Annotated in this window: 13 protein-coding genes; 2 read left to right on the top strand and 11 right to left on the bottom strand. The window is 66.5% G+C overall.

Going from position 1 to position 19897, the window contains the following annotated elements:
* Window positions 1-231: 231 nt before the first annotated feature.
* Both mobF and CH278_RS15205 read left to right on the top strand, forming a co-directional pair.
* Complete coding sequence (gene mobF, locus CH278_RS15210) at window positions 232-4281, top strand: MobF family relaxase (RefSeq protein WP_094622348.1); 4050 nt, start codon at window positions 232-234, stop codon at window positions 4279-4281.
* A 123-nt stretch (window positions 4282-4404) separates the two neighbouring features.
* Window positions 4405-5421: a hypothetical protein gene (locus tag CH278_RS15205; RefSeq protein ID WP_094622296.1), complete on the top strand. Its 1017-nt coding sequence runs from the start codon at window positions 4405-4407 to the stop codon at window positions 5419-5421.
* A gap of 69 nt (window positions 5422-5490) precedes the next feature.
* Here the strand turns inward: CH278_RS15205 and CH278_RS15200 are convergent, their stop codons facing one another.
* The 11 genes from CH278_RS15200 to CH278_RS15145 all read right to left on the bottom strand — a co-directional run bounded on the left by CH278_RS15200 (window position 5491) and on the right by CH278_RS15145 (window position 19776).
* Window positions 5491-6921 (bottom strand): hypothetical protein, encoded by a 1431-nt coding sequence (locus CH278_RS15200; protein ID WP_143536269.1) that lies wholly within the window; start codon window positions 6919-6921, stop codon window positions 5491-5493.
* A 657-nt stretch (window positions 6922-7578) separates the two neighbouring features.
* Window positions 7579-8202, bottom strand: a complete 624-nt coding sequence (locus CH278_RS15190; protein ID WP_094622293.1) for a DUF4913 domain-containing protein — start codon at window positions 8200-8202, stop codon at window positions 7579-7581.
* Complete coding sequence (locus tag CH278_RS15185) at window positions 8199-10046, bottom strand: type IV secretory system conjugative DNA transfer family protein (RefSeq protein ID WP_094622292.1); 1848 nt, start codon at window positions 10044-10046, stop codon at window positions 8199-8201. Before CH278_RS15185 ends, CH278_RS15190 begins: the two co-directional genes overlap by 4 nt.
* On the bottom strand, window positions 10043-10909 hold the full coding sequence (locus CH278_RS15180; RefSeq protein WP_094622291.1) for a hypothetical protein: 867 nt from the start codon (window positions 10907-10909) through the stop codon (window positions 10043-10045). The genes CH278_RS15185 and CH278_RS15180 overlap by 4 nt, the downstream gene beginning before the upstream one ends.
* Window positions 10906-12390: an ATP/GTP-binding protein gene (locus tag CH278_RS15175; RefSeq protein ID WP_094622290.1), complete on the bottom strand. Its 1485-nt coding sequence runs from the start codon at window positions 12388-12390 to the stop codon at window positions 10906-10908. The genes CH278_RS15180 and CH278_RS15175 overlap by 4 nt, the downstream gene beginning before the upstream one ends.
* Before the next feature lie 14 nt (window positions 12391-12404).
* Window positions 12405-13991 (bottom strand): SCO6880 family protein, encoded by a 1587-nt coding sequence (locus tag CH278_RS15170; RefSeq protein ID WP_094622289.1) that lies wholly within the window; start codon window positions 13989-13991, stop codon window positions 12405-12407.
* A gap of 3 nt (window positions 13992-13994) precedes the next feature.
* Window positions 13995-16166 carry a hypothetical protein gene (locus tag CH278_RS15165; protein ID WP_094622288.1) on the bottom strand — a complete coding sequence of 724 codons (2172 nt, stop codon included), beginning with the start codon at window positions 16164-16166 and terminating at the stop codon, window positions 13995-13997.
* Between the two features lie 8 nt (window positions 16167-16174).
* Entirely contained in the window at window positions 16175-16915 is a 741-nt protein-coding gene (locus CH278_RS15160) for a hypothetical protein (RefSeq protein WP_094622287.1), read from the bottom strand.
* Window positions 16916-17016: 101 nt separating this feature from the next.
* On the bottom strand, window positions 17017-17436 hold the full coding sequence (locus CH278_RS15155) for a hypothetical protein (protein WP_094622286.1): 420 nt from the start codon (window positions 17434-17436) through the stop codon (window positions 17017-17019).
* A gap of 58 nt (window positions 17437-17494) precedes the next feature.
* On the bottom strand, window positions 17495-18082 hold the full coding sequence (locus tag CH278_RS15150) for a hypothetical protein (protein WP_094622285.1): 588 nt from the start codon (window positions 18080-18082) through the stop codon (window positions 17495-17497).
* Window positions 18079-19776 carry a peptidoglycan DD-metalloendopeptidase family protein gene (locus CH278_RS15145; protein ID WP_094622284.1) on the bottom strand — a complete coding sequence of 566 codons (1698 nt, stop codon included), beginning with the start codon at window positions 19774-19776 and terminating at the stop codon, window positions 18079-18081. The genes CH278_RS15150 and CH278_RS15145 overlap by 4 nt, the downstream gene beginning before the upstream one ends.
* Window positions 19777-19897: the final 121 nt, after the last annotated feature.

Raw genomic sequence — 19897 nt, 5'->3', positions numbered from 1 at the left:
TCCATGCACGTTCTAGTTCGTCCGAAATCTAGATACGATTGTCTTCAGATTCCCTGTATCTCTTAGAGAAATGAATAACTAAACGCCACACACCTCTTGCACTATTAGTGTCCATGGGCGGAATCTGCGTACTATCGCGACTGTGTCGCGCGATTCAGAAGCAGAATTCGAGCGAGTTCGGCCCGCGAGATCTCGTCGCACACCGACTCGCCGTCGGCGGCGGTGGCCGCGATGATGACCGTCCACGCGCTGCACGCAGGGGACGGCTACACCTACCTGACCCGCGAGGTCGCCAGCGCCGACATCCGTCTCGAACGCGGCCAAGACCTCAGCGACTACTACGCCGTCGAAGGCACCGAACCGGGCATCTGGGGAGGGCGGGCCTCGGCCGAGCTCGGCGTGTCCGGGTTTGTCCGCGAGGACCAGATGAAGGCGCTGTTCGGGGAGGGCCTGCACCCCGAAGCCCAAGCGTTGATCGAGGCAGCCGTCCTCGACGGTACGACGGCGAAAGCGGCGATCGAGAGCGTGCGTCTCGGCCGCAAGTTCGCGAGCTTCCGCAACGAGGTGCCGCTGATGAAGCGCATCCGCGCCGAGATCGACAACGACCGCGCCGCCGGCGGAAAGCCGCTCACCGCCGAGCAGTGCCAGCAGATCCGCTACCGCGTCGGAGCCGACGAGTTCCACCGCGAAGTTGGCCGATCACCGGCCAGCGAAGCCGAGCTCGTCCGCTACATAGCCTCGCAGCAACGCCGCGAACGCCAACCCGTCGCCGGCTACGACTGCGTGTTCACTCCACAGAAATCGGTGTCCGTTCTCTGGGGGCTGGGCGACGATGACACCCGCGTGGCGATCGAGCGCGCACACAGCGCCGCGGTCAGCGATGTCATCGGCTGGGTCGAGGACAACGCCTCCTACACCCGCGTCGGCAAAGCTGGTGTTGGACAGATCGAATCGACCGGCCTGATGTACACCCGGTTCGATCACCGTGACAATCGCAACGGTGACCCGAACCTGCACACTCACGTCGCAATCTCCACCAAAGTGCGAGGCGTCGACGGCAAATGGCGCAGCCTGGATGGCCGCGTGCTGCACAAGCTCGCCGTCGCCGCATCCGAGCGCTACAACACCCTCATCGAGGAGTACGTCACCCTCGAGCTGGGCACCGTGTTCGCCGACCGACCCGGCACCGGAATCAACAAACGCGCCGTCCGCGAAATAGAGGGCATCCCCACGCAACTTCTCAGCGAGTTCTCCCGCCGCGACGCCATCGAGTCACGCCTGGAGCAGCTCGTCTCGGACTACCGCAAGACCCACGGCAAAGACCCCTCGACCGCGATGCAGATGCGCCTCGCCGACCAAGCGACCCTGGAAACCCGCAACGAGAAAGCACCCCCGAAATCGCTCGGTGCCCAGCGCGCGGAATGGCGCGAACGTGCACTCGACGTCGTCGGCCGCCGCGCCCTGAACTCCGCCTTGAAGAAGAGCACCGGGAACACGATCACCGTCACCGATACCGCCTCGATCGACCACCGCGAGATCGCCCGCACCGCCGTCGCACGCATTGCACAGCAACGCTCGAGCTGGAACCGTTGGCACATCCAAGCCGAAGTCCAACGACAACTACGGCCACTGGTGTTCGCCACCGCCGCCGAGCGTGACGCGGTCGCCGAGAAGGTCACCGAAGCCGCGCTCGGCGCAGAGTCCATCCGATTGACTCGCCAGGTCGTCGCGACCCCGGCAGCGTTGCAGCGCAGCGACGGTGCGTCGATCCTGACCGTGCACGGCAACGAGACCTACACCAGCGCAGCGATCCTCGCCGCCGAACACCGCCTCGTCGGTGCCGCCCACACCCCGACCGCGGTCATGGCACCTGCCCACGCCTACACCGCTGCCCTCGCCGCGCACACCCAACGCAAAGGCTGGGACCTCGGCGCGGACAAGAAAGCACTCGTCGAGCACTTCCTGTTCTCCGGTGCCCTCCTGGCCGCCGGCGTCGGTCCGGCCGGGACCGGCAAGACCACCGCCATGCGCGTCGTCGTCGACGCCTGGCGCAGCACCGGATACGACGTGATCGCCCTCGGACCGTCCGCGAAAGCCGCCGGCGTCCTCGGCGACGAACTCGGTGTCACCGGCCGCACCATCGCCGACGTCCTCACCCGCTACGAAAACGAACTCGACACCGGCATCACCCCGGGATCGATGATTCTCGTCGATGAAGCAGGCATGGCCTCGACACACGATCTGGACCGGCTGACCTACATCGCCGCCGAGCACGGCGCAGCGGTCCGGCTACTCGGTGACCCGCAGCAGCTCGCCGCCGTCGACACCGGTGGTGCACTGCGACTGGTCGCCCGATCGAGCGCGGCACCGGAACTGGTCGACGTCCACCGCTTCCGCGACAAGGAAGAGGCGGAGATCTCGCTGCGGCTGCGGGACGGTGATACCTCCGTCGCCGCCTGGTACGCCGCGAAAGACCGCGTGCAGCACGGCATGGCCGACGACCTCGCCGAGAAAGTCTTCACCGCGTGGGCGAAGACCTCCGACACCGACACGACGTCGCTGATGATCGCCAGCAGCAACCACGCCGTCCGCGATCTCAACGACCGGGCCCGCACCGAACGACTCGCCAAAGGACTGGTCAAGAAGGGCGGCAACGACCTCCCCGACGGACTGCGCGCCAGCGCAGGGGACCGCATCGTCACCCGCCGCAACGACACCAGCCTGCGGGTCACCGGCACGCGGGGGGAACGAGTGCGCAACGGTGACCTGTGGACGGTCAAGACCGCGCACCGCGACGGATCGCTGACCGTGCGCCACCTCGAACACGGAGGGAGAATCCGCCTGCCGGCCGACTATGTCAAGGAGTATTGCGAGCTCGGTTACGCCGCCACCATCCACCGGTCGCAAGGGATGACCGTCGACCAGGTTCATGTCCTCGTCGAAGACACCATGAACCGGCAAGCCCTCTACGTCGCTCTCACGCGCGGCCGCGAGAGAAGCCAGCTGTACGTGCCGATCGACCGGATCGTCGACCCGCACCTGATCCACGTGCATCCGGACAAGAAGATCGCCGACGAAGTCGTGCGGACCATCATCGGTCGCGACGGCTCGGACGTCTCGGCGACCGAACAACAACGCGACGCCGCCGTCGCACACCGCAAGCTCGACTACAACGTCGGCGGATACGAGTACGTGGGCGAACTCATCGACGCGCACCGCATCGAGGCCATCGTGCGCGAGAACATGGGTCCGGCACTGGCGAACACGATGATCGCCGAAGCTGAATGGGACGCCTTCGTTCACCAGTACCGCCGCGCCGAGCAGCTCGGCCTCGACGCTGCCCCCACCCTCGCCGCCGCTCGCTCGCAACGTGAACTCGCCAGCGCCGACTCCGTCTCCGCCGTGATGCACTGGCGACTCGAAAAGCACATCGAGAACGGCGCAGAAGACATGCACGCCTGGGCTCAGAGCATCGAACCGACGTTGCGCACCCAGTTCGGCGAGCACGCCGGCACCATCCTCGCTGACGACGGGGCGTGGCCCGACCTCGCCGCCCATCTACGCAATGCCGAACGCGCCGGCAAAGACCCCCACGCCGCAATCGTCGAGCTGCGTCGCGGTGTCACCGACCCCGACCCGAGCGCAGCGGATCTGCTTGACGACGCCGAACGGCGCTGGCCCCTCGGCCGAGAAGCACGCGACCACAGTGCCCCCAGTTGGGTCCTGCCGCCGATGCAGGACCGGGAAGGAATCGACCCCGAACTCGTCGCCTGGAGTCGCCGCCGATACACCGAGATCGCCGAACGCACCCGCGAGCTCGGACAGCACGCCGTCGACGAACAACCCGCCTGGACTCGCCACCTCGGCGAGGTTCCCGACTCCGGCGGTGCCCGACTGCGCTGGCAGATCACCGCCGGGCAAGTCGGGGCCTACCGAGAACAATTCGGCATCGACACCGACCGCACCCTCATAGGCGACCGACCCGAACACGGGGAATCCGCCCGAGCATGGGATCAGGTCAACGCCCGCATCAAAACAGTCACCGCGCCCGCGCCCGCGCCGGTGCCCGCACACGCAGGCCCCGCACAGCAGTCGACACCGACCCCGCAACCCGCGACGCCCGATCCGATCGTCGCCACCGACCGGGCGCGACGACAGGCCGCTGAGCAACGCGCGGCCGAACAACGCCGCCTCGCCGAGCAACGTAAAGCCGAACGGCGCGAACAACTGCGCCAGCAACAGGCCCGCCGATCCGGGCCGACCCGCGGCCCACGCATCTAAGCCCGCCGAACCTTCCGTCGCCAGTCGTGCCACCCAGCCAGAAGTCCGACCACGCCAGCAGCACGTCCCCTGCGTGGACCGACCTGGCACGCGCGAACAGCGACTTCGAAGGAACACCTCGACATGGCCCACTACCTCCCGGCGAACGACCCGTATGCACTGACACACGCCGCCGATATCGACGTCGTCGAGCAGCACGACTTCCCACCCCGCACTATCGACCTGCCGGACGGGCGCACCCTGCGCCTGTTCACCACCCGGGCGCGACTGTGCCCCGAACTGTTCGACCATCTCGACAACACATTCGGCATCGCCGAAGACACCCTGAGCTCGATCGACATTCGCGAGCTGTCCCGGCCGACCTTCCACGCATCCCTCGTGGGGCCGGACCACCCGATCGAGGCATGGGAATGCATGCGCAGCCCCGACGAGCTGGCACATCACTTGGACGTGGACGCCGGCGTCGAGCTGCCCGTCGCAATCCGACGGGAAATGCACGCCGACTCAACCCTCGCCGAGTACGCAGATTTGCACCTCGACAACCTCGGTCTGGTCTTTCAGGTGGAGTCACTGCGCCGCGATCTCGCAGTGCTGAGTGGGAACACCACCGATGACGCTGCGATTGCGGCCCAGATCCATACCCCCGCGCTGCTGCAACACATGCAGACAGTGGAAGCGCAGCTCGACGTACACCGCGCTGCAACCGGCCTCGGAGGAGCATCGATGTACGAGCTCATCGGCACGCTCGACGACGAGGTCACCCGGGAGGCACGTGTTGCAGAACTCCGCTCCTGGCCGGGAGGAGACCACACCCGCAGGACCGTCGAGAACCTCGACGAAGCGATCGAGGTCTCCAAGGCGGCCGCGCACCACGACGTCGTCGACCACATCGACCGCAGCGTCGACCTCAAACGAGACTTCTCCACGCACATGTCCCACGCGCGGATCCGCGAATGGAGCGAACAAGCAACTGGACTCGGGCGATCAAAGCCCGTCCAGGTCGAGCCTCTTACGACCCGCAGCCAGGCGAGCGGACTCCGCTACGAACCCAAACCCGCCGCTGATCGTCTGAACCAGCCAATCGCTGAGTCACACCCACGCGGCCCTCACACTCCATCCCGGCGGCGGCCTGGCCTTTAACGGCCGTGCAGCCAGGCCGAGGCGCTCGCCCAATATTGGACTTCGGTGCTGAGCGGACCGAGAAAAACCTTACAACCACTCGGCGATCTGCTGCCATACAGCTGCACCGCTCGTGATGAGGACTGTCGTTGTCAGATGCCATACGGCGGCTCCGTTGGCAGTGAGAATGGTGGTGGCGGACACCGCAAGTGAAGTGACGGATACGAACAATGCGCGGCGGCCAAGGCGGGCGCTTGCTGCGCTTGAGCCGAGGGCCGACGCAGTAGAGAGGACATCTCGGTACGCGACATCCTCCTCCAGAAGTTTGTCGAATGCGTCAGTGCGCTGGTCACTGAGATACTCGATGAAGTCGAACTCGTCCGGAGGTCGGGGTATCCCGGGAATCGGTACCGCCTTGACGCTAAAGTCACCTGGATATCTCCGTTTCCACAGGAGCGCAGTGTCACGGGATACAACTGGCAAGTCCAGGCTTGTTGTAAGCATTTCCTGCCTGAGTTTATCGAGCTGGCTGGGCTTGAATTTATGGTGCTTCTTCCGAGCAGTATCGCGGGCATCCGAAAACGTCTCCCGCAGCTGTCTGGTGTATTCCAGGACCGCAGTGTGGAGGAGGAAACTTCGGATCATATCGTCGGCTATGTGAGCGAAAGTGGAAACAGAATATGGCTTTGTCCCAAAGCCGTCGTCGTCGTAGAAGCCGGCGAAAGTATCATAATTACCGACTACACCCCAACAATTCCGGAGTAGCACGTCCGGTTGACGTAAAGCTTCGCCTCGAACGAATACCGCCCCCGGAAGCTGTGGCGAAATGAAGTTATACAAGTGATCGCCCTCCATGCCAAGTGCACGGAGCGCCTCACCAATCTCCTGGGAGGGACGACCCGAAGTCGGATCGAAATTCTTGAATAAACTGAAGTCAACCACGGGCTGTCGAGTCTTGGTCGTGGCGAAATACCCTCCGCATCGTTCCGCCAGCCAGGACCGACCGAGGTCGTGCATCCTCTGACGCTCCCGTTGCGTGGCGTTGATCGCCGCAAAATGGCGGTCCTCGACGTGAGGTGGCCGGAGTCCCTGCCATGTGAGGGTGGGTTCGTGCTGAGCTTTCCATACTGAGTTGAGAGCGTTCTTGCCGTGATCGCTCAACTGGATAAACGCCACTACTGCCGTGAGGCTAGGGCCGATGTGAACGGCAGTCACTTCGATGAGTGAGAACTCATCTGGAAGATGCTCTTGTTTGTCGATGAGAAAATATCCGGAACCAGGGTTCGCGATTGTGCCAATTTTAGTCCACCCAAATTTTTGCCCTCGTCGCGCCTGTGTCACTCGTTCCGAGTTGGTACCGTCAATTGCACGCAGATGGTTATTCTCGTCCCACCGATTCGCATCTAAAGCGTCGTGAAGATCCGAGTACAAGCTGGGAGGAAAGAACTCGACGACCCACATTCCTCCCTGCGTTACTTGCTCGTCAGACGGGATAAGAAGGTTGTCCAAGGGGTCGTCCAAAGGCATCACTTTGAGACGTCTGTGATGGTTGAAAGCACTTAGAAAGATCCGGCCATTATTCAGTCGACGGCGCAGACGCCAGGGAACTATGCGGCGTCGCCAAGAAGTCAGGAGCCATGACAGTACTCGATAGGGTATGTCGTACCACCTCAGCCACCGCGTGCCGATGTGCGGTACAAGTTCGTAGCTGCGATCGACCCTAGCTCTAATCGCGTCGTGGCGGACCTTGCGCGCTGCAACGGACTGTTCCCCTTGCGCCTCACTGGGAACGTCACGTTCGGAGTCGACGGCATCGGAGGAATCGTCACTGCTCTCGGCATCGCGAGTCGGTTCGTCGTGTCGCGTCATCGTCGCCTCTGCAAGTACTTCGGACCCAGGTCGCTTGACTACGGTCGAGTTTCGCCACCGTATCGTGCCGCCTGCGTCGTAGACAGGCAAGGTGCCGACGCTGGCCTCTCAGGCTAGAGAGAGGCGCGCACCGCATCTCTTCTCACCCGGACTACCGATCACATGTCCGGGCGGGTGACGTGCGATCGGTAGCCGGGCTCGGCAAGCCCGCGGCAAGTTGCTGCGGTTCTGTCGTATCCGGGCGGGATGTACGGCAGATCCGCCGCGCTCTTTCTGCGCAGGCTTGGAGCTCAGGGAGTGGGAATGCGGTCAGGTGGAAGGAACCCATGCACCCATGCGGGCGTTGAAGGTCCATTCGGTGCCCTCGAAGCTGACGGGGCTGTCGGGGTCGGCGGGGTCGAGCGGTTCGGCGAGGCCGGAGTCGATGGCCATGTCCATGTCGTCGGCGGGGATGGTGCGTACTTCCTCGGCCGCGGTGACGTCGACGACCGGTGCAGGCGGGGCCGGTGATGGTTCGGGGCGGGCGTCGACGTCGGCGTCGACGAACTCCTCGATGCCGGCGAGCGTGGCCGGCGGCAGCGGGCGGTGCGCGCACCGATCGTGGGTGCAGCTGTCGAAGTCCGAGATGTCGCGGATGCGCGCCATGAGCGGGCGAAACCACTGGGTATGCCAGGCGGTCAGGTCATCCCGGTACTGGTCACCGCGGTAGTAGGCATCGGTCCACGCCGCCATCAGGGCGGTCAGTTCCTCGACGACGGGATCGTGGCGGTACCAGCACGGCGGGATCTTGGTGCCGAGCTCGTAGCGCTCGCGCAGCCACGTGGTCCAGTCGATCAGCTCTGACCACAGGGCCCGCGCCTGCTCGGCGTCGAGGTAGCGCCAGGTGAACCGGGACGGCACCAACTCTTCTTGCTCGCCGCCTGGTGTGGTCACGACAGTGTCGTCCCTTCACTGACCTTGTCGAGCACCACCGCGTCGGACCGGACCTCGGCATGAGGCGCGGTGCCCGATGCCACGATCGCGTCGAACACCTTCTGCGACTGCAGCACCGCGGCACGCGACGGTTTCTCGTCCCACACCGTCGGCAGGTGCACCAGGATCGGCGGAGCGGTCCGGTAGATGAGCAGGCCTTGGTCGGGGTCCATCTGGCGGATCTGCGCCGGTGACATCACCGGTACCTCTCGCAGCGTCGGGCCGGACTGGGCGTTGCCGGAGGGCTGCCACTCGTATCGGTCGCCGAGCATCTTCGAGATCGCCTGCAGCTCGTCGCCTTTGAGGCCGGGCAGGATGAGTCGGGCGGGGGAGTTGTCGGCGAACATCTTGCCCGCGACCGCGCCCCAGCGGAGCTTGTTCTGCTCTTCGTTGTGGGCGTAGGCGTGGATGGTGATGCCTCGGCCGCCCGAGTCCGACATCAGATCCGGCAGGCCGGGGATCGGGGCGACGTTGTTGACTTCGTCGAGCTCGAATCGGATCGGGGGATCGAATCGGCCACCGGGCAGGGACTGTGAGTGGCGATCGGCGAGGTAGTGCACTTCGCTGGCCAGGGCCGCGATGAACGGTGCCGCAGAATTGTCTTTGCCCTTGGAAACCAGATACAGCGTGTCCGCGCCGGATCGAATGAACTCGTCGATGTCGAACGACTCGCTCATCGGTACATCGACGGCCTTGAGCAGTGCGGGGGAGGCGAGCGGGGCGAGGAGTCTGCTGGCTGCGCCGATCATGTCGTCGGAGGAGTCCGATCCGGAGTCGAGGATCTGGCCGAGTTCGGCTTCCCAGCCGGGCATCGTCCGCGTCAGGATCTCGCGTGGTTCGCGGCCTTTACGCGAGTTCACCCATACGCGCAGCGTGGCCAGATCCGCGCCGCTGATCGCGGCCGCGTGCAGGTAGCAGCGCAGCAGCACGACTGCTTTGTCTTCCCAGTAGCCGCCGTTCTTGGTGTCTCCCATCGGCATTGCCGACACCAAGCTCTGGGCGCGGCGGATCGCCACGTCCGGATCCTGGCATCCGGAGAGGATCGACCAGCGGATCGGGTCGGGCCATCCGGTGATGTTGTCCGGATCGAAGATCGACACCCGCCCGAGTGCGGCGCGGTGCTCGTACGTCGCCGAGATCAGGTCCACTTTCGTCGAGGTCACCAGCAGTGTGCCGGGTGCGTCCATGCAACGTTGATATGCCACGCGCCAGGTCTTACCCGAGCCGGTGACGCCTTCGACGAGCATGCAGTCGTTCTGTTTGATGTAGACGATCTTGTCGGGGTCGACCATGTTGCGGCCCAACGCGATCGCGACCTCGCTCGCGTCCAGTCTCGATGCCCGCGTGCCCTTCAGCGAGGAACGGGTGGCGACGGCGGCTTTGCGGACACTCTTGTCGTCGATACCCGCACGGGCGAGCTCACGTCGACCGGCGAATCCACGTTGCGCCTGACCGCGGTGGTGTTGCCAGTCGTCGATTTCGGAGCTGATCCACAGGGCGACAGCGGTATACAGCGCACCGAGCACCAGAATGCACACCCAGGTCACCCACGCCGGGCCCGGCTGCGCGGTCGCCGGCCACGCGGCCGCGGGGTTAGATGGGTTCGTGACCAATCCGCGGAAGATCGAGAACAGCTCACCGAGGCTGGTGGGCATCGCGATCACCTTGCTCGAGACTAGCGAGGAGACCATGCCGCCGCCGGCGACGGCGAACACCAGACCCACGATCAGAGTTGCGCCCACCCACACTTCGGCCGGGATGAACGGGTCGCTGGGCCTGCGCGGAGGGGATTGCATCGCACTCATCGAACTGTCCTGTCGTCGGTGGAAGGTGTGCGGCGGGAATAGCTTTCGAGCACGTGCAGCTCGGCGGCGAGACCGACTGCGCAGTCCGCGTCGGCGATCGGGTCGAGGGCGGCGAGGTTGGCTCGCAGTTGGATGATCCGGATGTACCGGGCCACCGCGGCGGCGTCGGTATCGGAGATCGGGGCGGGATGGGTGATCTCGTACCGTTCATGGTCGGGGCGGTAGGTCACGGTCGCCGGGCTGCGCTGGCCACTGCGCTCGGTGATCGCGCGCGCGAGGTCGTGCGCGAGCGTGTGGGCGACGTCCGGTGGCCACTGTCCGAGCGGCAGCGTCGAGTTCGGTAGCGGGTCGGGCCGGGTCGAGAGCACACGCACATCGACGGTGGTCTCCGCGCTCACGCGGCCATCGGGGTCCGCACGTCCCTCCCGCTGGATCGGCAGTGCGACCTCGTCGACCGCGGCATGGAGAAAGTCCGGTGCCGGTATCCGCATCGGTTCCCCGCCCAGTTCGGCGGACGGCGAGGTCCGCGCTTTTCGGACGCCAGCGGTGTAGGTCGGGATGGCGGCGAGCGCGCAGGCGATCTCACCGGGGGTCCCGGACACGCAGACGTCGTCGGCTCCGTCGATGGTGATAGTGACGGTGATGTCGGCACTGTCGAAGTCGAGGGCGGCGGATTGGGTGACGGCGAATCGTGCTGCGGCAGAGGGGGTAGCGAACCGACGCTCGCTGCTCAGCGAGGTCTCGTCGGGCCCGATCGGGGCCGCGGAGCTCACGTGCACGTCGATGGTGCGGCCGGTACGGATTCGCCGTGCCGGCCGCGACGATGAGCGTGGCGATGATGACGGTGGCGATGATTCGGTCATGCGAGTCTCGTTCCTTTGACGGCGGCATCGGTGTCGGTGAGGGCGATTTCCTGCGGGGAGCGGACGTGTTCCATCAAGATCGGGTCGGACGAGCCGATCTTGACCAGGCATTCGCCCTGGCCCAGGCCCATGATGATCTCGATCGACCCGGGCGGCAGGTGATACATCTCCGCTGTCTCGCGGGCGTCGTCGAAGCGTTCCTGCGCGAACAGGAACACGATTCCCGCTTCCTGCATGAGCGCCCGGGCGGGGGAGTCGGGGGACATATCGGAGGGGTGATGGAAGGCCGAGACGGTCGACAGGCCTAGTCCGCGTGAGAGTTTCATGTTCGAGCGGAACACCGCGCCGGTCGATCCTTCGGCGACGTGCCAGCCTTCCTCGACGATGAGGATGGTCTGCTTGGACACCGACGAGCGCGCCGCGAGCAGGTTCGCGAGCCAGGTGTTGATCACGGTCATCACCACCCGCAGTGCGGGCCCTTCGGTCGGCAGAGCGGACACGTCGAAATGCGCGAACGGGTGCTCGAGCGCGTCCCGGACCTCCGGGGAAGTTTCTGCATCGACGAGGCCTTTGAGGTCCCGGTCGACCAGACGCAGCAGGGCCAGACCCGGTTCGTAGCCCCATTCGAGCGAGCGCTCGGACCAACGGTCACCGAAATAGGTGCCGTCGTCGGTGGCCGGTTCGACGAGGCGGCGGGCGAGATCCTTGAGTACCGGTGCGCGACGGGACGCGGCGGCGTCGGCATTGACCAGCTCCAACGCTCGGCCGACGGCACTCTTCTCCGGGGTGGTCAGCGGGCGTTCCATCGTGTCGGCGAGGACGGCGAGCACGAGGGCTTCCTGACCGGCCGGGGTGACACCGTCGAGACCGCCGGCATGTTCACCGCCGGTGGTGATCGCGGGGTCGAGCAGGTTCAGTCGCGCCCCGCCGCCACCGGTTTTGAACCGGACCGATTCCACTCCGAGGGTGCGGGCGAAGATGGAGTACTCGCCTTCGATGCCCTGGCGTTTCTTGTCGATGACCACCACCTGTCGGCCGAAGATGATCTGCCGCCACAAAAACGCGGTCTTGATCATCGAGGACTTGCCCTTGCCGATGTCCCCGACGACGCAGACGTTGATGTTGGAGATGTCGGTGCCGTAGAGCTCGAACGGATCGGTGATCACCAGGTCCTGGGAGATCCGGTTCAGGCCGGTCACTGCTCCCTGGTGGCGGGCACTGCGGCGGCTGATGGCCAGGTTCAGCGCTTCGGACTGCCTGGTCGTACTCCACGCGCCTTCGGTGCGGGGTTCGTACCAGCCGTAGCGGTCGAGGAGCGCGAACCGCCTAGGCGGCTTGCGGCGGGCAATCCGCTTGGGGATCGCCTCCGCGGCCTCGAGGACGGCGGTGTCGTCGCCGAGCAGGCGGCGGCGCGTCGATCGGGCCGGCTGCTCGGTCGCGGCCGGTCGGGTGGAGGGGCGATGGGTGGTGTGTTGCGGCATCGAAATCTCCTGGGCTACTTGGTGTAGCGCGTCACGGCGAGACCGCGAGCGAAGGGCAGGGTGGTGAACAAGGCGACGTCGTGCGTGTCGTCCTGCCAGGTGATGGTTTTGATGGCTGATTCGTCGGCGGCTTCCTCCACGCGCATGCAGGCCCGCTCGAGGTCGTCTTCGTCGCGGCCGGTCACTGCGACCGCGAGAGAGTAGATGGTGCCGTGATGGCCCGAGCCGGGCATCAGATCGGCGCGGCGACGCCCGGACGCGGTGGCCATCACTTCGGCCGAGCCGTCGCCGGTGATGCCTTTGCGTGCGGCGCTTTCCTGCGCCGCCTTGTCCTGAGTGAAGTCCTGGCTCGCCGCTTCCCGGGCGACCGCGTCGGGTACGAAATCGACTCGGACACTGACGGTTCGGATCGTCGGGGAGGGCGGTGTCTCGTCGTCGCCGATGTCGGGGGCGACCCCGGTCAGCAGCGGCGCGAGCCACAACGGGCCCAACGGAATGGGTTCGATGCTCGCCGGCGGGAGGAACCCGACACGGGTGTGCCAGCGTCCGGACACCACCACCGAGTCCTGGCCACCGATGTAGGAGGGCCAGCAGTTCGACCACCGCGCCCCTTGGTGGCGATCGAGTGGGTTCGACGGGTCGACGAACGCGCGGATCAGCGCGCAGGTGCGCTGCTCACCGAGAACCTGGACGCGGCCCAGGCCCGCGGCGACGAGTTTGCTCACTGCGCGCATCGTCTCGTCGCGGATCACCTGGGCAACACCGCCCTCGAATCGGGCACCCTTCCCGCCCGCCGCTCGCGCGGCTTCGTCCTCGAAGTGGTCGGTCTGGGGGAATTTGAGCACCACGTACGCCCGATGCTCTTCCGAGTGCGGCCGGATGGTGTCGATGAGGTCGCCGTAGGACTCCACCGGTGCCCGCAGACGCATGTCGCCGAGCTTTTCGACCTCCCGCTCCACCCAGTCCTCGTGCATGGTCAGATCCGCGGGAACGGAGCGGTGGATCAGTTGCACTCCGCGGATGAGCGAGGTCTTGCGGGCCATCGAGGCGCTGAACAGACCGAACTTCTCCGATGTCGTCGCCCAGGCCGCGTCGGTGCGTAGCCCCCCGGCCAGGCCCTGCACGGACAGTACGACCGTGTAGTAGGCCCGCTCGCCGGGGTTGGCGGTGCGGACGATGAACATCTCGTCCAGGCCGGTGCCGGCGACGTCGAGCGGGGCGGTCCGCCCGAGCGGGACCGGGTACTCCCAGCCGGGGTCGAGGTCGGTGATCCCGTAGGCAGGGTCGTCCGCGTTGCGGTAGACGTGCTCACCTCGCCGCATCCGCGCCCAGTTCCGCAACCGGTGCAACTGCCGCGACGCCAGCGAGGTCTCGGTGAATTCGTACGTCGAGGCGAACACCCCGACGTAGAACACCGCCACGAGCCCGACGGTCATCGCGCCGCCGCCGGCCGCGAAGTAGTACACCGCGCCGATGACCAGGGCCGCGGTCCAGGTGATGAGCACCGGTGCCGAGATCCCGGTCATTCCCCGGCGCGCGATCTCACCGCCCAGGATCGAGGTTCTCTGCTCGCTGTCGTGCTCGACGGTCTCGGTCGACATCGCTTACCTGCCTTCGGCTTCGGACGGTGCGGACTCGGCACTGGATTTGGCTTTGTTCATCGCCGCCGCTGCGGACTGTGCGGCGATCGGCACCGCCGCGGCCCCGGCCGAGGCGACCGTCGCGGCCGAGCCCATCGCGAGCTTTCCGCCGAGTCGCCCGGCCATGCCCACCGCGCCACGTGTGGGGGTGCCGCTCTTGTGTCCGGCACCGCCGCTGTGGGCGGCCCCGGTGGTGTGGCCGGGGGCGGAATTGGTCGACGGTGTCGAATGCCCGGATCGGGTGGCCTTGTCGACGCCGTCGCCGGAGCGGGTCGAGCGCGGTGTGACGGTCGACCCGCCTCCGCCGCCTCCGCCGCTGCGGCTGCGGAACAGGGCCGAGCTGCCCACGCCTCCGATGACACCACCGGCGACGGAGCCACCACCACCGCCGAATCCTTCGGAGTCGGCCTTGGTCGGCAGGATCGGTGCCCACTTGAGCATCGCCCACGGTGCCAGACCGACCACGACCATCGAGGCACCGACGAGTACGAGAGCGCCGAGCGAGGTCAGATCTCCCGAGCCGCCGCCGCCCGAGAGCAGAGCGTTGTTCGCCCCGGCGAGCACGATCGCGATCAACAGGAACAGCATCGGCTTGCTGAGCACGATGCCGACGAACGTGAACAGTGGCCGCAGAGCTTTGGTCCGCCACGTCGGGTGCACCCACATGCCGTAGCCGATTCCGGCGACGCACGCGGTCAGCGGAAGCCCGATCTGGTGCATGAGCAGACCCAGGTAGACCGACATCGCACCGAGCAGCAGGATGCCGAAGAAGACCAGTCCGACGATCGAGCCGCCGACGACGGTGTCCTTGTTCAGCGTGCCCATCGTGGCGTAGATGTTCTCCACCATCTCGGTGATCGTGGATCCGCTGAAACTGGCGATGCCCTCGGTGAGCACCGTCGCGAATTCGATCACCATTTGGGCCAGAGCGAGGGAGAACAGCATCATCACCACCCCGGCGGGCATGTAGCCGAAGACGTTGGCCACCAGCTCCGACGGTGAGCCCTTGTGCCGTGATCGCATGATCGCCAGCAGGACCGCCAGCGACATGACCATGATTCCCAGACCCGTTGATCCGGCGTAATAGGTCACGAACCATTGCTGGGTGGGATCGAAGTCGCCGGTCGAGGTCAACCCACGCAGCACGGCGTCGGTGAGCGAGAGTGCCCCGCTCTTGGTGGCGTTGACCCAGTCGTCGATGACGGTGGTCGGATCGGTGACGAAGTCGACGACGTCGTTCGCTGCCCCCGAGATCCACGAGAACGCCTGTAGGTAGGCCTTTCCGAGCTTGTACTGCAAGGTGGCGGCGATGACCTTGCCGAGAGTGTCGTCGAGGCGTTCGGTGAACGAGGTGTTCTTGTCGATCCAGTTCGCGGTGCCGGCGAACAATCGCCCGATCGACAAGTTCCAGTCCTGGCAGCGGCTGGCATCTGCCCGTTCGGCTTTCGAGCAGTCGACGAAGAAGGCATGCATGCAGTACTGGTCGCCCGAACCCTGCGAGCACGGGTCCGACCAGGCGGCGTCGGGCACCTTGTCGGCACCGGGCAGCGCCTTGATCGCGGTCAGCGAGTCCGCGTCCGGGCTCTGCGCCCAGGCGAAGCCCCACGTGCCCCATTCTTTGGTGCCCCACCGGGCGAGGTCGGCGGCGCAGGTTCCCGTCGGTGGGTGAAAGCTGGTGTCCCCGGCCGGGAATACGGTCGGCAGAGCGTCGGCCGGTGGTTCGGTCCCGTCGGCGACGGCCTGACGGGTGATCTCGGCCGTGGCCTGGGCCTGCGGGTCGGAGCCGACCGCGCCCGCACCGCCGAGCATGACGGCTTTGTTCTCGTCCGATGCGGTCCAGTACAGGAGCCGGTTTTCGTTCGTGAGTGCTTGGGAGATATAGGTTCCCAGGTCGCCGCCGTGGTCTGCGCAGTTCCCCGTGAACCAGGGCCCGCTCCGAAATTCCTCGGTACCGCCGATGAATTTCTTGAGATCGTCCGGGAAGTGCGCGGGCAGCCTCGATGCCGGTTGTTGGGCGGTGACCGCCCCCGGTGCGGGAGCGGGAACGGCGGAAGGCTGGGCGAGCGCAACAGCGGGCGATCCGAACAGAGCGACCAGTGCGGCGGTGACCGCGATGAGAACGAGACGGCGAATCATGTTCTCTCCTAGTCGATGTAGAAGGTGTAGTACCCGGCGGTCAGTTGACCGCCGAGCGCGGAATCGACGGCCGGGTAGGACGCGTCTTCCGGGCGCGGGCCCTGGCGGTAGGACCAGTCGGCGGCTTTCCAGTCCCCGTCCTGCCAGACCAACGAGATGTCGGTGGTCGCCCACAGCGTGCTCACGGCGACGGTGCCGGTGTTGTTGATGTCGGACTGGGTGGTGGTCATCGACCACACCGAGATCTGCGCGGCATCGGCGGAGAACGAGGACACGTGCACCGCGGCCGGCAGGGTGTTCATCACGTCGCTGCTCTCGTCGCGGTTGCTGCCGAGTTCGATCTCGCGGGCCAGCTCGGCACCGGGGTCGGCGGCGATCATCGCCGAGCGGACATCGTTCATGTCGATGCGGCCCTGGCTGGCCTGATCGAAGGCCTGGAGCACGTTCACCGCGGCCGTCGATGCGCCCTGGGTGTCGCGGGTATAGCCGCTGGGGACGCCGTTGTTCACCGTCGTGGGTCCGTGTACTGCGCGGATGGCATCGGAGCCACCGCCGCCGGAGTTGTCGGAGCGGCCCGACAGACCGACCACGATCACCGAGACGACGGCGAGGATCGCCAGGGCGACGGCCCCGAGAATGATCCAGCGCCTGGACCCGGACGTGCTGTCGGACTGTCGATCACCGCCGACGTTCTCGGTGTTGGGCGAGCTGGGGGGTTCGGAGCCGACGTTGCGGTAGTCGATGGCCATGATGGGGAACTCGTTTCTGCGGACGGTGCCGCGTCGGGGAGGAGGAAGAGCAGGGGGGCAGAGCCGCGATCGGCGATGCGCCGGACCGGAGCCGGGATCGGCTATGCGCCGGGTTGGACGAGGAGCAGGACTGCGCCGACGATTGGCGAGACAGCGGCCACTCCGCCCAAGATGATGAGCGAGAGCTTGAGATCCTCGCCCGACTCGCTCAGATCGCTGGACATCCCGCGCTTGCGGGCCTTCCGGGAGCTGAGGAACGAGGTGAGCACCCACAGTCCCGCGATGGCGATGCTGGCTCCCCAGATCGCCGCGAGGATGCGCTTCCATGTCTGGTTCAGGGCAGGCCCGAACAAGCTGATGTCCGGGTTGACCCCGTCGTACGGGTTGACCGTCTGGGCGGCGGCGACTCCGCCGGCCAGGACGGTCAGCGCGACAGTGAGAGCGAGGACGCCGAGTACGCGGCGTGCCCGGTGCGAGGTGCGGGTCGTGGGGGTGGTGGTGGTGACGGATTCTGTGTCCATCGGGGTTCCTTTCCGAAACATGGTGTTCTGCAGTGAAAGCACGTGAACGAGGTAATAGCTATTTGTCTTGAATGCGGCTCACCTCCCAGCCGTCGGGGCCGCGACGCAGGATCATCGCGACGACCCTTTCGCTCACCGGTGCACCGTCGATGCGTTGGGTGAGGTGGTAGGACCGGTAGGCCGTTGAATCGGTCTGCGGGGGAACGGGTTCGTCGTCGGGGACGAGGTCGGGGGTCAGGACCGCGCCGCGCGCGGCCCAGTCCAGCCATTGCGCGCCGGAGCTCGATTGCGCTGTGGTGGAGGTGATCTCACGCGCGTAGTCGGAGGTGAGCAGCGGTGCGGTGCGGGCGGCGGCGTCGTTGGGTCCGGCGTCGACGGCGGTGTTCCAGGTGAACCAGACCGTCAAGGCCGCGGTGGCCACCGAGTCCGGGTCCTGACTGTCCACCCCGGCGACGTCGGGCAGCGCGGTCGCGGCCGGCGCCGGGGTACGGGTGGGATCGCTGCCGCTCGGCGGGGGCGTACCCGGTGTCCACTGCTGCGCCGGGATCGACGGGGCGTCGGTGCCGCCGGTCTCCTGGCCACCGCACGCGGTGAGAACCGTTGCAGTGATGAGGATTGCGGCGAACGCGGTGTGGGTGGTTCTCATCCGAATCTCCGTGCTGTCAGGCCGCTCGCGGGCGGGGTCCAGTCCGATACCTTCACGACGTCGCCGGACTGCGGTGCCTCGACGACCTTGTTTCCGCCGAGCCAGATGAAGATGTGGCCCGAGTGGGGTTGGATGATGTCGCCGGGAGCGAGCTCGCCGGGGGTGACGATCACGCGGCCGCGGCTGTCGGCGATCTGTGCCGAGTCCTGGTGGGGGAGCACGATCGCACCGCCCGAGGCTTGTGCGACGGCGTAGAGGACCAGTCCGGAGCAGTCGAAGCCGACCTTGTCGAAGTCGCCGATCATGTCCGCGCGGCCGCCGCCGTCGCTGACACCGCGGGTGGGGCCGTTGCGGTCGCCTCCGCCCCAGGCGTAGGTGGTGCCGAGCCAGCGCATCGCGGCCGCGACGACGTTCTGACCGAACGGTCCACCGGGGACGATGCCCGGCGTGGCCTGGGGGACGGCGACGGAGAACGCTTCTGCTGCGCGGCGGGGAATCTTCGCGACGTAGTCGAGGGTTTCGGCGTTCTGGCACACCCGGCCCTGCGAGAGGGTCGCACCGGGCCCGCAGTTGTACATCGACAGGTACAGCTCGGTCAGGTCGCCGCTGACCTTGCCGGCGGCGAGCGAGTCCTTGGCGATGCCCGCTAGCTCGCAGTCGTAGGCGGCTTGACTCATCACCGCGTCGGCGATGCTGCGGGTGTCCTTGCGGCCGTCTCCGTCTCCGTCGACGCCATTCGCGGCCCAGGTGGCGGGCATGAACTGCGCCGGTCCGTCCGCGCCGGAACCGTTGTTGTGGGCGTTGACGTTGAAGCCGCCCTCTTGTTCGAGCTGCGCGGCGACGACCGGGGCGGTGACCTCTGCGCAGACGGTGCCGGCCTTGACGATCCACGGCTCGAAGTCCGCCGGGACCGACCCCGGTCGCAGTCCGGTCGATCCGGCCGGGACTCCGCAGCCGGGTTTGATGGCGGCGGCGAGTTTGACCGATCGACTCGATACGCCTTGCGCCGCGGCACCGGTGGTCGGGGTCGCGGCGGAGGGGCCGGCCGGGGCTGCGGCGAGGACGTCTGCGGTGGCGGTCGGTGCGGTGGCACCGGCGGCGGCGAGCCAGGCGACGGGATCGACCGGGCTCGATCCGGATGCGAGGCGGGTGCCGGGCCAGACCTCGAAGTGCAGGTGCGGGCCGGTGGACTGTCCGGCGTTGCCGACGCCGCCGATCGGGTCGCCGGCTTTGACGGTCTGGCCCGCGGTGACCCCGACGCCGTCGTCGTTCATGTGGCCGTAGACCGTCGAGAGCGACTGTCCGTCGACGGTGGTGTCGATGATGATCCAGTTGCCGAACCCGCTGGCGTGTTCGGCCTTGACGACCGTGCCGTCGGTGGCCGCGTAGATCGGGGTTCCGATCGGGGCGGAGTAGTCCTGGCCCTGGTGTCCTTCGGCTTCGCCGGTGACCGGGTTCGTGCGGGCACTGAAACCGCTCGTGGCCTGATAGGTGCCTTCACGCAGCGGCATCACCACTGTTCCCGAGTGCGGGGCCACTACGGCCGCGCCGGCAGGCAGGCAGGTGCCTTCGTCGACCGGCGGTGTGCGATCGCCCGAGAGGACACCGAACATGCCGATCGCAGCGACGGCGGCGATCAGCAGCAGGCTCAGTGCGCCGGCACTGCCCTTGCTGCCCTGCTGTGATGCTGCCATCGGTGCATGTCCTCACGAATCGAAAAAGATGATCAGTGCCCGCCCGGACACCTGTGGTGGTACGTGTAGTTCGGTTGTGGTGCTGTAGTTTTCGGCTGCTCTGCGTCATGCCCGCCCGGCT

The organism is Rhodococcus sp. 05-2254-5 (genome assembly GCF_002258575.1).
GTDB lineage: Bacteria > Actinomycetota > Actinomycetes > Mycobacteriales > Mycobacteriaceae > Rhodococcoides > Rhodococcoides fascians.
Note: the sequence above shows the minus strand (reverse complement) of the source record. Positions and strands in the feature narration are given on the sequence as shown.

Bases quoted from the DNA above. Each gene is read 5' to 3' on its own strand.
- CH278_RS15180 (WP_094622291.1), bottom strand. From the start codon at position 10,909: ATGACCGAATCATCGCCACCGTCATCATCGCCACGCTCATCGTCGCGG.
- CH278_RS15160 (WP_094622287.1), bottom strand. From the start codon at position 16,915: ATGGCCATCGACTACCGCAACGTCGGCTCCGAACCCCCCAGCTCGCCC.
- mobF (WP_094622348.1), top strand. From the start codon at position 232: ATGATGACCGTCCACGCGCTGCACGCAGGGGACGGCTACACCTACCTG.
- CH278_RS15155 (WP_094622286.1), bottom strand. From the start codon at position 17,436: ATGGACACAGAATCCGTCACCACCACCACCCCCACGACCCGCACCTCG.
- CH278_RS15205 (WP_094622296.1), top strand. From the start codon at position 4,405: ATGGCCCACTACCTCCCGGCGAACGACCCGTATGCACTGACACACGCC.
- CH278_RS15170 (WP_094622289.1), bottom strand. From the start codon at position 13,991: ATGTCGACCGAGACCGTCGAGCACGACAGCGAGCAGAGAACCTCGATC.
- CH278_RS15185 (WP_094622292.1), bottom strand. From the start codon at position 10,046: ATGAGTGCGATGCAATCCCCTCCGCGCAGGCCCAGCGACCCGTTCATC.
- CH278_RS15145 (WP_094622284.1), bottom strand. From the start codon at position 19,776: ATGGCAGCATCACAGCAGGGCAGCAAGGGCAGTGCCGGCGCACTGAGC.
- CH278_RS15165 (WP_094622288.1), bottom strand. From the start codon at position 16,166: ATGATTCGCCGTCTCGTTCTCATCGCGGTCACCGCCGCACTGGTCGCT.
- CH278_RS15175 (WP_094622290.1), bottom strand. From the start codon at position 12,390: ATGCCGCAACACACCACCCATCGCCCCTCCACCCGACCGGCCGCGACC.
- CH278_RS15150 (WP_094622285.1), bottom strand. From the start codon at position 18,082: ATGAGAACCACCCACACCGCGTTCGCCGCAATCCTCATCACTGCAACG.